Source organism: Xanthomonas sp. fls2-241-TYG-148, from assembly GCF_030208815.1.
Lineage (GTDB): Bacteria > Pseudomonadota > Gammaproteobacteria > Xanthomonadales > Xanthomonadaceae > Xanthomonas > Xanthomonas campestris.
This window is the reverse complement of sequence record NZ_JARVTE010000002.1, coordinates 68,416-80,315: the sequence shown is the minus strand read 5'-3', so window position 1 is coordinate 80,315 and position 11,900 is coordinate 68,416. Positions and strand designations below refer to the sequence as shown.

At 65.7% G+C, this 11,900-nt stretch carries 12 protein-coding genes and 1 other RNA gene; 4 read left to right on the top strand and 9 right to left on the bottom strand.

All coding sequences use genetic code 11. The features are described 5' to 3' along the window. The first annotated feature begins 245 nt into the window (after positions 1-245). Entirely contained in the window at positions 246-3,419 is a 3,174-nt protein-coding gene (locus QRM60_RS05150) for a TonB-dependent receptor (protein WP_285445746.1), read from the top strand. 800 nt (positions 3,420-4,219) lie between these two features. Here the strand turns inward: QRM60_RS05150 and thiE are convergent. Then, positions 4,220-4,843 carry a thiamine phosphate synthase gene (gene thiE / locus QRM60_RS05145; protein WP_285445745.1) on the bottom strand — a complete coding sequence of 208 codons (624 nt, stop codon included), beginning with the start codon at positions 4,841-4,843 and terminating at the stop codon, positions 4,220-4,222. 23 nt (positions 4,844-4,866) lie between these two features. Between thiE and QRM60_RS05140 the strand changes: the two genes are divergently transcribed. Next, entirely contained in the window at positions 4,867-5,106 is a 240-nt protein-coding gene (locus tag QRM60_RS05140; protein WP_161962035.1) for a rubredoxin, read from the top strand. A gap of 97 nt (positions 5,107-5,203) precedes the next feature. Here the strand turns inward: QRM60_RS05140 and QRM60_RS05135 are convergent, their stop codons facing one another. The 8 genes from QRM60_RS05135 to QRM60_RS05100 all read right to left on the bottom strand — a co-directional run bounded on the left by QRM60_RS05135 (position 5,204) and on the right by QRM60_RS05100 (position 9,587). Then, positions 5,204-6,085, bottom strand: coding sequence for a SirB1 family protein (locus QRM60_RS05135; RefSeq protein ID WP_014508844.1), 882 nt, complete (start codon positions 6,083-6,085; stop codon positions 5,204-5,206). Between the two features lie 40 nt (positions 6,086-6,125). After that, positions 6,126-6,575 carry a DUF192 domain-containing protein gene (locus tag QRM60_RS05130; RefSeq protein ID WP_042597587.1) on the bottom strand — a complete coding sequence of 150 codons (450 nt, stop codon included), beginning with the start codon at positions 6,573-6,575 and terminating at the stop codon, positions 6,126-6,128. Positions 6,576-6,706: 131 nt separating this feature from the next. After that, positions 6,707-7,354, bottom strand: coding sequence for a ribose-5-phosphate isomerase RpiA (gene rpiA / locus QRM60_RS05125; RefSeq protein WP_014508842.1), 648 nt, complete (start codon positions 7,352-7,354; stop codon positions 6,707-6,709). Between the two features lie 98 nt (positions 7,355-7,452). Then, positions 7,453-7,923, bottom strand: a complete 471-nt coding sequence (locus QRM60_RS05120) for an EVE domain-containing protein (RefSeq protein ID WP_285445744.1) — start codon at positions 7,921-7,923, stop codon at positions 7,453-7,455. Continuing rightward, entirely contained in the window at positions 7,920-8,510 is a 591-nt protein-coding gene (locus tag QRM60_RS05115) for a 5-formyltetrahydrofolate cyclo-ligase (RefSeq protein ID WP_043921936.1), read from the bottom strand. Before QRM60_RS05115 ends, QRM60_RS05120 begins: the two co-directional genes overlap by 4 nt. Before the next feature lie 281 nt (positions 8,511-8,791). Further along, a non-coding RNA gene (gene ssrS, locus QRM60_RS05110) (6S RNA) lies at positions 8,792-8,975 on the bottom strand. Positions 8,976-9,072: 97 nt separating this feature from the next. Next, positions 9,073-9,369 carry a cell division protein ZapA gene (locus tag QRM60_RS05105; RefSeq protein ID WP_042597594.1) on the bottom strand — a complete coding sequence of 99 codons (297 nt, stop codon included), beginning with the start codon at positions 9,367-9,369 and terminating at the stop codon, positions 9,073-9,075. Next, positions 9,366-9,587: a TIGR02449 family protein gene (locus QRM60_RS05100; protein WP_011038363.1), complete on the bottom strand. Its 222-nt coding sequence runs from the start codon at positions 9,585-9,587 to the stop codon at positions 9,366-9,368. Before QRM60_RS05100 ends, QRM60_RS05105 begins: the two co-directional genes overlap by 4 nt. A 235-nt stretch (positions 9,588-9,822) precedes the next feature. On the opposite strand from QRM60_RS05100, the gene QRM60_RS05095 reads away from it, so the two are divergent. After that, entirely contained in the window at positions 9,823-10,365 is a 543-nt protein-coding gene (locus QRM60_RS05095; protein WP_011038362.1) for a YecA family protein, read from the top strand. A 12-nt stretch (positions 10,366-10,377) separates the two neighbouring features. Further along, a complete protein-coding gene (locus QRM60_RS05090) occupies positions 10,378-11,709 on the top strand; it encodes an aminopeptidase P N-terminal domain-containing protein (protein ID WP_119959067.1) in 1,332 nt (443 codons plus the stop codon). Positions 11,710-11,900 lie beyond the last annotated feature (191 nt).

The window sequence follows — 11,900 nt, the reverse complement described above, 5'->3', positions numbered from 1 at the left end:
CATTGTCAGGCTTCGGCCGCCCGCCGCCTACCCACCAAGGCCATCCCTACCCGTTGCGGCCAAATCCCCGGGCAGGTGCGCTGCCTATTATCGAATGCGACAGCGGCCGCGACGTTTGGGCATGAGCTGATGGCGGCAGGTCATTGGCGAGCGGTCCACGTCTTCACACAGTGTTTCTGGCAACGCCGCGTCCGGCGTTGCCACGTTGGTCGCCTTGCGACCGTTTCAGACCCCGGGGAGAGAGCATGAACCGTAGTATCCAGAGACGTGCCTTGGCAGTGGCACTGCTCGTTGCACTGGGCGCCGCGCAAGCGCAGTCCACCACCGGCAGCATCGTCGGCAGTGTCGGCGAAGGTGTCGGCACCACCGTACTGGTCGAAAACAACAGCGGCTTCAGCCGCGAAGTGCCGGTAGACGCGCGCGGCCGCTACGCCGCCGGCAACCTGCCGCTGGGCACCTACAAGGTCACCGTTAAGCGCGATGGCGCGGTGGTGGAAACGCGCGAGAACGTGGGCATCACGGTGGGCGCCAATACCGATGTGTCGTTTGCTGCCGCGGGGAGCGGCGTGCAGACGCTCGATAGCGTCACCGTCAACGCCGCCAGCCTGGCCACCATCGACGTCAGCAGCGTGGACACCCGCACCGTGGTCACTTCCGAACAGCTGGCGCAGCTGCCGCTGGGGCGCACCGCCGAAGCGATCGCGCTGCTGGCGCCGGGTGTGGTGGTCAACAGCGGCGGCTTCGACAACGGCCCGCTCGGCGGCTCGCTGCCCAGCTTCGGTGGCTCGGCCGCCAGCGAGAACGCCTATTACCTCAACGGCTTCAACACCACCGCCATCAGCAACAACCTGGGCGGCCTGACCCTGCCTTACGGCGCCATCGACCAGCAGGAAATCTTCACCGGCGGCTACGGCGCGCAGTTCGGCCGCTCCAATGGCGGCGTGATCAACCAGATCGGCAAGCGCGGCACCAACGAGTGGAAGTTTGGCGCCGCGGTGATCTGGGAACCCAACGGCCTGCGCACCAACCAGCGCGACATCTATTGGCGCCCGGATGCACAGGCCAGCACCGTCAACAATGCCGCATACCGCTATGCGCGCGCGGCCAACGGCCTGTACCAGCCCTCCAGCGAAGCCGAAGCCAACCAGACCACCTATAGCGCCTATGTCGGTGGCCCGATCATCCAGGACAAGCTGTTCTTCTTCCTGGCCGCCGAGCAGGTGGATTCCGACGGCACCCGCACCGCGACCAACCGCGACTCGGACAACGGCCGCACCGGCGGCCTGACCGACTACGACTACAAGCAGAAGCGCTGGTACGCCAAGGTGGACTGGAACATCACCGACAACCACCTGATCGAGGTGACCGGTGCCAGCGACGAAGCCGAAACCAACGGCGCCATCTACCGGTACGACTATCTGGCGCGCGAACGCGGCAGCTACTTCACCAACGAATCCACCTGGAAAACCGGCCCAACGCTGTTCACCGGCAAGTACACCGGCTACATCGGCGACAACCTCACCGTGACCGCGCTGTACGGCAAGATGCGCACGCCCGATGAGCTGACCGCCTTCAACTACGACCCGGCCGGCGGCCCGGTGATCAATAGCGCCGCGCTGCAGAATCCGGCCTACACCGGTGGCACGCCGCGCATCGGCAACCAGCTGGTGACCTCGGTCAGCTCGCCCGACCGCGAGTACAAAAAAGACAATCAGCGCCTGAATCTGGAATGGCGCGTGGGCCACCACACGCTCAACTTCGGTATCGACAACCAGAAATCCGAAGGCATCGACGTCGGCTCGGTACTGTCCGGCCCCGGCTACGCGTGGACCTATGGGCAGACCAACGATCCGAACGGCCTGGCGACTGGCGGCCTGGTCAGCCAATCGGCCAACGAAGCCGGCGGCATCGGCGCGCCCAGCCCCGGCCTGGTGGATCCGGTCAACGGTTCCAGCGGCTATTACGTGGTACGCAACATCAACACCAGCCTGTATTCGTACGAGGCCAAGCAGCGCGCCTACTACATCGAAGACAAGTGGCAGGTCACCGACAACCTGTTGCTGAGCCTGGGCCTGCGCAAGGACGAGTTCACCAACTACACCCCGTTCGGCGACCCCTATATCGAAGTCGACAACGCCTGGGCGCCGCGGCTGGGTTTCAGCTGGGATGTCAACGGCGATTCCAGCCTGAAGGTGTTCGGCAACATCGGCCGTTACTACCTGGGTCTGCCGTTGTCGGCGGTGAGCCTGTTCACGCCGGCCACCACCACCGACACCTACTACACCTACAGCGGCATCAACGCCGATGGCACGCCGGTGCTGGCGCAGCAGCTGGGGTCGGCGGTCTCGGCCAATTCGCGTTTCGGCCGCATCGCCGATGTGCGCACCGCCGTGGTCAAGGACATCGAGGGCGAAAACCAGGACGAAATCATCCTGGGCCTGACCAAGCAGCTGGATAGTGGCTGGGTGTTCGGCGTGCGCGGCACGCACCGCCGCCTCAATGCCGGCATCGACGACCAGAACTACGACGTCGCCAACACCGCGCTGATCGATGCCGCCGCCGCACAGGGCGTGACCATCGACTTCTCGCAGGTGGCTGGCGCCTCGCTGATCAACCCGGGCCAGACCAATAAGTGGGGCGTGATCGGCACCGACGGCCAGTTCCATGAAATCTCGGTCAGCCGCGAAGCAGCCGGGTTCCCGAAGTTCAAGCGCAACTATTCGGCAGTGGAGCTCAACCTGGAGCGCCCGTTCGACGGCAAGTGGTACGCCAAGGTCAACTACGTGTGGTCGCATAGCTACGGCACTACCGAAGGCCAGGTGCGTTCGGACCTGTGGCGCACCGGCGGCGCGTTGGGCAGCTACCAGGGCCAGGCCTCGGTCTCGACCACGCAGAGCTGGGACCACGCAGCGCTGATGGAGCATTTCAACGGCGATCAATCCAACGATCACCGCCACCAGTTGAAGCTGTTCGGCTTCTATCAGTTCACTCCGCAATGGGGCGCGTCGGCCAACTTCAGCCTGATCTCGGGTGCGCCGCACAACTGCCTGGGCAATTACTACGGCACCGAGTACAGCGGTCGCGATCCGGCCGGTTACGGCGGCAGCGCGATCACCGGTGGGCCGTATCACTACTGCTACAACCCGGAAACAGGCACCGGCAGTGCATCGCCTCCGGGCTCGCAGGGCCGCCTGGGCTGGATCGCCCAGCTCGACATGGGCGTGACCTACAAGCCGGCCTTCGCCGACGGCAAGCTGGCGCTGCGCTTCGATGTGTTCAACATCACCAACGAGCAGACCGCAACCAACATCTACCCGTTCTCGCAGTTGCCCGACAACACCACCAATCCCCTCTGGGACCAGGTCGTGGCCTACCAGGCGCCGCGCTCGGGCCGGGTGACGCTGAGCTACGACTTCTAATTGCGTTAGGCGACAGAGGCAAAACCAGCAGCGACGCGTAATGGCACGCGTCGCTGCTTTTTTTCGCGGTATGGGGCTCTGACCAGCTTCAATCGTCTGAATAAGACGCGCGACGCGCGACTTTTTTTTACCGGGTCGACCAACGTTCTGGGTCGGCGAGGGCAGCGCGTCCTCGGCCCACTGCGCTGTTGCCTGCATCTATCCGACGCGACGACTCGATCATTCGGTTGTCTCGAGTGGGGTGGATGATGCGGATAGATCACTTGCAGAGCGGTTGATCTGCGGTTTGGCTGCAGGGCCCTTGCCCGCCTACCATCGCGGGACACGGCGCAAGTACGTCCATGTAGCCTCTTTACGCGGCATCCATGCCGCGTAAGGTCCCGCGACGGTAGGCGGGCAAGGACCAGTCGAGATGGTCGGTATGCATGGTTGCAAGCAGGGCATGACGCGCTTTTAGTTCGTCAGCTAGCGTGTTCTGCGAACCATGCCAGCAAGCCTACGCAACTTACGCAACTTGCCAGGCAGCCAGCTTTTGATCCGGCTACCGACCAACGTCCTGGTGCGGTGTCCTCGCCGATTGCGGGACTGTGTGGCGGCATGGATGCCGCCACCGAGCCTCAACGGGCGGACTCACGGCGTGTCGCGCGGGCGGTGGGGGCACCGCGCCCTCGACTAACCAAGCTTTTGACCTGAGCTTCCGACTGCATCAGACATCGCCTACGACTCGAAATCTTGATGGTCTTGCGTCTGGCGCCATGGACAGCATGTGTCGAGGGCAACTCCGTCATCTGCCAGCAGCGCTACTGCGCAAACCCTGCGCGATACGCCTGCACTGCGGCGACCGGGTCCGCCGCCGCATACACGCCGCTGACCACCGCAATCAAGTCCGCGCCCGCAGTCACCAGCTCAGGCACCTGCGAAGGCGTGATGCCGCCGATCGCCACACGTGGCAGTCCCAACGCAGCGGCCTCGTGCAGCAATGCAGGCGTGGGACGGCGCGTGGTCACCTTGGTGGTGGTGGGGAAGAACGCCCCAAAGGCCACATAGTTCGCACCGGCCGCCGCCGCTGCGCGCGCGCGTTCGATCTCGTCGTAGCACGACACCCCGATGATGGCCGAAGCGCCCAGCAACGCGCGCGCTGCCGCCACTTCGCCATCGTCTTCACCCAGGTGCACACCGTCGGCGCCCACCTGCTGCGCAAGTGCCGCGTCGTCGTTGATGATCAATGGCACGCCCTGCGCGGTGCATGCCGCGCGCAGGGCGGCGGCCTGGGCCAGGCGCAGCGCTGCATCGGCCTGCTTGTTGCGGTATTGCAACCAGGTGATGTGCGGCAGCAGCGGCAACGTGCGCGCAAGCAACTGCGCGGTGTCGCTGGTGTCGGGGGTAATCAGGTAGACCCCGCGGGCGTTTTGGAGGGTCGGCATGGCAGCGCTTCCGAAAGCGGTGGGTGGGATGGGACAATGCAGCCCCACCGTTGCGTGACCGCGATTATCCGATGAGCGAGACATCCACGACCACCTACCGCACCTGGATGTGCGTCGTCTGCGGGTTTCTCTACCACGAGGCCGACGGCATTCCCGAAGAAGGCATCGCACCGGGCACCCGCTGGGAAGACGTGCCCGACAGCTGGACCTGCCCGGACTGCGGCGTCACCAAGGAAGATTTCGAGATGGTGGAGATCGACTGAGCCTGCATGCGCAGCGCCGCAAGGCGTCTGCGCCACCGGCCTGATGCTGTCTGCGGTGCCCTGCAGCGCTGAGCAGCGCGCAGTGCGCAGTGCGTACCTAATGCGCGCGTGAACGCTGGCTGTTCAATTCAACCAGGTGCTCATGCAGGCTTGCGGCGTCCTGCGCGCTGGGATGCAGCTGCAGGTAACGCGCCAGGTCGTGGCGGGCGCCGCTGCGGTGCCCGAGGTGCAGATACGCCATGCCGCGATCGCGCAGCGCTTCGGGCTGGTCCGGCACCAGCTTGAGAATGCGGTCGGCGCTGCGGGCGGCGCGGTCCCAATGCTCGGCATCGGCGTAGACGCCATGCAGGTTGCGCAGGATGCGGATCAGGATCGCCCGGTGCGGCGCCGGGTCCAGGATTTGCGCCAGTGCGCGGTCGTCGGGGATTTCCCCGCCCAGATGCGGGCGCGCGCGTTCACGCAGCTCGTCCACGCCCAGCGGGCGGCCGCCGTTGAACGGGTCCATCACCAGCACCCCGTCGTCTACCGGCAGGCGTACCAGGAAGTGCCCTGGGAACGACACCCCGGCCAACGGAATGCCCAGCCGGCGCGCGACTTCGATCTGCACCATCGCCAGCGAAATCGGGTTGCCCAGCCGGCGCTCGAACACTTCGTTGAGGTAGCTATTGCGGGGGTCGTAGTACTCGTCGTGGTTACCCGAGTAGCCCAGCTCGTCGAACAGATAGCGGTTCACCGCGGCCATCTTCAGCGGCCACAGATCGATTGCGTCGACCTCGCGCCGCAAGTGCTCCACATGGCTTTGCACGAGCGTGTCATACAGCTCGGCGTCCAGCTGCGGATACTCGTCGCGCGCGATCAGCAGCGCGGTGGACATCAGCGGCACCGCGTCGTCGTCCAGGCTGGCGAGCGCGGTCCAATGGGGAAGTGGGAGCATGTCGACCATGACGACAAGAGTGTCGGCAAGCGGCGCGGGGTTCAAGTCCGGCACTTCCTGACAGGAGACACCACATCGCTGTGAATCACTTCAGCTTGGGAATATCCGGGCTGAAAGTAAGCTCGGCCCCGTCCCGCAGGTCGAGCTTGGCGGCCTGGCCGGCGTTGAGCTCGAGCACGTAGCGCGCCGGTTGCTTGCTGGGGTAGGGCGGGCAGGCATCGCCGGCCGAGCACGGCGGCACGTCGCGCTGTTGCGACACCAGCCGGCGCTGGTTGTCGAAATACAGGATGTCCAGCGCGATCTTGGTGTTCTTCATCCAGTACGCCTGCGGCGTCTGGCTGTCGTGGATGAACAGCATGCCGTGGTCTTCCGGCATGGCATCGCGGAACATCAGCCCCTGCGCGCGGTCGGCATCGTTTTGCGCCAGCTCCACGCTGTAGCGGGTGCCGGCAAGCTCCACCCAGGAACTGCCGGCACTGGCGCAACCGCTGAGCGCCAACAACAGAGCCAGGCCAAACAGATGGAAAAGACGCATGGGCGATGCACCGCTGGAGGGGGAGCGCGCACCTTCTGCCAAGCGCCAGCGTGCGTCAAGCCGGTTCGGCCATCGCGCGGCTGTGGCTGCAGCCTGCGGTGTGCCCAGGCTGCGGCCGCATGCGGCTGTGCTTACAGCACGCGCGGTGGCTCGCCGCCGACGATCACCACGTCGGCCGGGCGGCGCGCGAACAGACCCACGCAGACCACGCCGGGAATCTGGTTCAAGTTCCGCTCCAGCGCCACCGGGTCGGTGATATGCAGGTTGTGCACATCCAGCACCACGTTGCCGTTGTCGGTAACCACGCCGTCACGCCAGACCGGCTGCCCGCCCGTGAGCGCCAGGATCTGCCGGGCCACCAGGCTGCGCGCCATGGGGATCACCTCCACCGGCAGCGGGAAGTTGCCCAGCACCGGCACCTGCTTGCTCGGGTCGACGATGCAGATGAAGCGCTCGCTCGCTTCGGCGATGATCTTCTCGCGCGTGAGCGCCGCGCCGCCGCCCTTGATCAGGCAGCGGTTCGGGTCGCACTCGTCGGCGCCATCCACATACAGCGACAGCGTGCCGGTGTGGTTGAGGTCCAGCACCTCGATGCCGTGCTGGCGCAGCCGCGCGGTGCTCTGTTCCGAGCTGGACACCGCACCCTTGATGCGATGGCCGATGCGGCCGAGTGCGTCGATGAAATACGCCACCGTCGAGCCGGTGCCGACCCCGACGATCATGCCGTCTTCCACGTAATCGATCGCCTTCTCGGCGGCCAGGCGTTTTGCTTCGGACATTTTGGGGCTCGGGATTGGGGAATCGGGAATCGGGAATCGCAAGAGCGGTCGGGCTGAGTCGGGATGTGCAAATCTCAATCCCGATTCTCTGCTCCCAGCTATTCCATCGCCAGCAATAGCTTCCACTGCGCCGCAGTTACCGGCAGGATCGACAGGCGGTTGCCGCGTGCGATCAGCGGAAAGCCGTCGCCCAGGGCATCGGCGTGCTGCTTGATCTCGTCCAGCGCGATGGTGCGTTTGAGTTTGCGCTCGAACGCCACGTCCACCAGCATCCAGCGTGGGTCTTCGCGCTTGGCCTTGGAGTCGTGATAGTCGGATGCCGGATCGAACTGGGTCTCGTCCGGGTAGGCGGTGCTGGCCACCTTGGCGATGCCGACAATGCCAGGCACCTTGCAATTGGAGTGGTAGAAGAACACCCCATCGCCCACCTGCATGCCATCGCGCATGAAGTTGCGCGCCTGGTAGTTGCGCACGCCGTTCCACGGCTCGGTGCCAACGCGCTCCAGGTCATCGATGGAAAACGTGTCCGGCTCGGACTTCATCAGCCAATAGCGCTTGCGGGCAGTCATGCGGGAACGGTGTCGTCTTTCAGGAAGGTGGCGTGTTCGGTGCAGATGGCATCCACCGGCACGTCCCAGGCGGCGACGGGCAAGGCGGGAACCTGCTGCGCGGCAAAGCCCACGCCGACCAGCCAGGGCGGCGGCGCCTGGCGATGCCGGAACGCGAAGCTGCGATCATACCAGCCGCCCCCCATGCCCAAGCGCCCGCAGGCGGCGTCGAAGCCGGTCAACGGCGTCACCACCAGGTCCATGTCTTCCGGGCCCAGCGTGTCGGCACGGTCCACGTCTGGCTCGGGGATGCCATAGCGGTTGCTGACCAGGCCCTGGCCCGGCTTCCACGGTGCAAAGCGCAGCACGCGCCCGTCCAGCACCGGCAGGCAATAGCGCACGCCTGGTGGCAGGCTCAGTTGCCAGCGGTGCAGCGCGATCTCGCCATCCATCGCCCAGTAGCCGGCCACCGCGCCCTGCTGCGGTGCAAACGGCAGCGCCAGCAAGCGCTCGGCCAGCGCGTCGGCGGCGGCGAGGCGTTGCGCAGCCGGCAGGCTTCGCCGCGCGGCACGTAGTTGCTGACGCAGCGCATCTCGGTCGTCGGACATCGGGATCTCGGCGCAAAGGGAAGCGGCATTGTCGGCCGCGGGCGCGCGCATGCCTAGCTGCGCGGTGTTGATGCGCGGATGACTGATCGCAACGTGCCGCGTGGAGGTGCGGTCGGCGTTCGCACCCGGTTGCGGGAGTGCGAGGCGGCGCAGGCCAAGTGACTCGCGGGAGCGCATTGAACACCAGTGAGTGCGTCACCACATCGCGGAGCGCGTGCGCACGTGACATTGGACAACGCACAAAAAGAAACGGCGCCCAAGGGCGCCGTTTCAAAAAAATTGCATTCTCCGCCATGACGATGTGTGCGAAACGACCTTGAACCCGGGGTTCAAGTGGGGACGTTGTGAGGCCATCGGGCTTCCCGCTACAAGGCGGACTTGCACACCCGGCTTCGTCGCGCCCCCGTGGTCGTAATTAAGGGACAAGGCGAATGTTTTGCACACCGTCGTTCACAGCAGAGAACGCAGGTGAATTATAGACCTCCGCGCCCCGATGGCTAGCCCATTCGTCGGTAATGCGTTCCTGGAGATTCATATTTGCGATGACAGTGCGTATTGCACTTCAACGCGGTGTATCGATCACGCCGTCTAGACGCCGATTCATGCTGTCCAGCGTGTTGGCGAGCTCGCGTTCGTACACAGCCTGCTGCTCGCGCAGCTGCTGCAACTCATGCGCCAGATTCAACGCGGCCAGCACCGCGACCCGATCCACCGCCGCCATGCGGTTGCTGCCGCGGATCTCGCGCATGCGCAGATCCAGCAGGCGCGCGGCGGCGGTGAGGCTCTCGCGTTCCTCGGCGGTGACGCCCACCGTGTATTCACGATCCAGAATACGGACGCTGACCGGCTCGTTGCTCACGTGTGCTGCTCCAGTGACTTCAATCGCACGATCATGGCTTCCACGCGTGAGCGTGCCTGTTCGTTCTTGGTCAGCAGCTGCGCGCGCTCGCCGATCAACTGTTCCTGTTGGTGGCGCAGGCTGCGGTTTTCGTCGGTGAGCCGCTGGGTGCGCTCCACCAACGCCTCCACACGGGCGGCGAGTGCGCGGAGCTGGGCGAGGGCGGCGGCGTTGTCCATCCGCCCACGATAGGGGCGCGTGCGCGCGCCGGTCAAGCGCCTGCATGCGCCGGCCGTAAACGCCGCAATCGCAGCCGCCGCAAGGGCTGGCACTGCGTTGACGGCTCATCGGGCGCACCGCGTGGAACGCGGCATGGAACATGGTAGTGGGGCGAGCGGCGGGTGCCTTGGTACACTGGGCAGTCATATCGCCGGCCCCGGGCCGGCATCTTTTCGACTCAGCCTGGATGACCTGATGGATCTGCCCGATGTAGCCGCTGTGCAACACGAAAGTCGCCAGTTGGACCTGGCTTCCTCCGCGGCGGAATTGCATGGCGGCCTGTGCGGCTGGCTGTCCGGCGGCGGCGCCGACAGTGCCGACTGGCTGGCGCGCATCCTGGCCGACACCGCGCAGGTGGCTCCCGCGCAGGGCGGCGCCTTGGACCAGATGCGGCAGGCCACCGTGGCGCAGCTGGAAGACCGCGACTTTGCCTTCGAGCTGCTGCTGACCGAAGACGGCGCGCCGCTGCCGGCCCGCACCGATGCGCTGTTCGACTGGTGCCGCGCGTTTCTGGGCGGGTTTGGCCTGGCTGCGCAGCAGCGCCCGGCACTGTCCGAAGAAGGCGAAGAAGCGCTGCAGGATCTGGCCCGGCTTGCGCAGGCGTCCAGCGACGACTTCGATACTGCCGAAGAAGACGACACCGCCCTGGCCGAGATCGAGGAATTCGTGCGCGTGGCGGTGCTGTTGCTGCATGGCGACTGCGTGATGGGGCCGCGTTTTCGCCAACGCCTGAACTGACCGCCGCACGATATGAAGAAGCTCACCGGCATTGGCGCAGCCGAGTATGCGCGCCGACGCAAGCAGCTCATGCAGATGGCCGGCGAGCAGGCCATCCTGATCCTGCCTGCGGCACCGGAGCGGGTGCGCAGCCATGACACCCATTACCCGTACCGGCAGGATTCGGATTTCTGGTACCTGAGCGGGTTTCCGGAACCGGAGGCGGTGCTGGTGCTGGTGCCAGGGCGCAAGCACGGTGAGGCGATCCTGTTCTGCCGCGAGCGCGATGCCGAGCGCGAGGCCTGGGACGGCCCGCGCGCGGGCCAGGAAGGCGCGGTGGCGCAGTACGGCATGGACGATGCGTACCCCATCGACGATGTCGACGAGATCCTGCCCGGCCTGCTGGAAGGACGCAGCCGCGTCTACTACCACTTCGGCCGCGATGTGGATTTCGATCTCAAGCTGATCGGCTGGCTCAAGCGGGTGCGCGAGCAGGTGCGCCATGGCGCGCAACCGCCGCATGAATTCCTGGAGTTGGGGCATCTGCTGCACGAGCAGCGCCTGTTCAAGTCACGCGACGAGATCGCGTTGATGCAGCAGGCCGCCGACATCAGCGTGCGTGCGCATCGCGCGGCGATGCGGTTGGCGTGCCCGGGCGTGCACGAGTATCAACTGCAGGCCGAGATCGAACGCGAATTCCGCGCCGCCGATGCGTGGCCGGCGTACGGCAGTATTGTCGGCACCGGCAGCAATGCTTGCGTGCTGCATTACCGCGCCAACAACGCGCGCAGCCGCGATGGCGAGCTGGTGCTGGTAGACGCCGGCGCCGAATACCGCGGCTATGCGGCCGACATCACCCGCACCTTTCCGGTCAACGGCCGCTTCAGCGCGGCGCAGCGTGCCCTGCACGATCTGGTCGGCGCCGCGCAGGCGGCCGCCCTGGCGCAGGCACAACCGGGCATTGCCTACGAGGCCGGTCACCTGGCGGCGGTGCAGACACTGACCGAAGGGTTGCTGCGCCTGGGGCTGCTCAAAGGCACGCTGGAGCGCAACCTTGCCGAAGGGCACTACAAGCGGTTTTATCGGCACAAGACCGGCCACTGGCTTGGCCTGGATGTGCATGACGTTGGCGAGTATCGCCTCGCGGGCGAGTCGCGCCTGCTGGAGCCGGGCATGGTGTTCACCATCGAGCCTGGGTTGTATGTCTCGGCCGACGATACGAGCGTGGACGCCAAGTGGCGCGGCATCGGCATCCGCACCGAAGACAACGTGCTGATCACCGCCGACGGCCATCGCGTGCTCACAGATGCGCTTGCGCGCAGCGCCGACGAGATTGAAGCGGAGATGGCTGGCCTCCGCGTGTAGTTGCTGACGGATCGATCGTCAGGAGCGCCAGCCGCCTTGCCGTCAGCATCCTCACAGAGACGCTGGACGCGTGGCATCGCCATGTATCACCGCAAGCGCTTAGTCGGCCGGCGCAACGTATTGCATTCAAGATGCGCGATGGGCGTGATGCCTCGGGGCCAGTGTGCGTCCAAAGCGGCGCGTGCGCGGTC

Excerpts from the sequence above, each read along its gene's own strand:
- QRM60_RS05095 (WP_011038362.1), top strand. The coding sequence starts at position 9,823 with ATGGATCTGCCCGATGTAGCCGCTGTGCAACACGAAAGTCGCCAGTTG.
- QRM60_RS05130 (WP_042597587.1), bottom strand. The coding sequence starts at position 6,575 with ATGCGTCTTTTCCATCTGTTTGGCCTGGCTCTGTTGTTGGCGCTCAGC.
- QRM60_RS05115 (WP_043921936.1), bottom strand. The coding sequence starts at position 8,510 with ATGTCCGACGACCGAGATGCGCTGCGTCAGCAACTACGTGCCGCGCGG.
- QRM60_RS05100 (WP_011038363.1), bottom strand. The coding sequence starts at position 9,587 with ATGGACAACGCCGCCGCCCTCGCCCAGCTCCGCGCACTCGCCGCCCGT.
- QRM60_RS05090 (WP_119959067.1), top strand. The coding sequence starts at position 10,378 with ATGAAGAAGCTCACCGGCATTGGCGCAGCCGAGTATGCGCGCCGACGC.
- QRM60_RS05150 (WP_285445746.1), top strand. The coding sequence starts at position 246 with ATGAACCGTAGTATCCAGAGACGTGCCTTGGCAGTGGCACTGCTCGTT.
- thiE (WP_285445745.1), bottom strand. The coding sequence starts at position 4,843 with ATGCCGACCCTCCAAAACGCCCGCGGGGTCTACCTGATTACCCCCGAC.
- QRM60_RS05120 (WP_285445744.1), bottom strand. The coding sequence starts at position 7,923 with ATGACTGCCCGCAAGCGCTATTGGCTGATGAAGTCCGAGCCGGACACG.
- rpiA (WP_014508842.1), bottom strand. The coding sequence starts at position 7,354 with ATGTCCGAAGCAAAACGCCTGGCCGCCGAGAAGGCGATCGATTACGTG.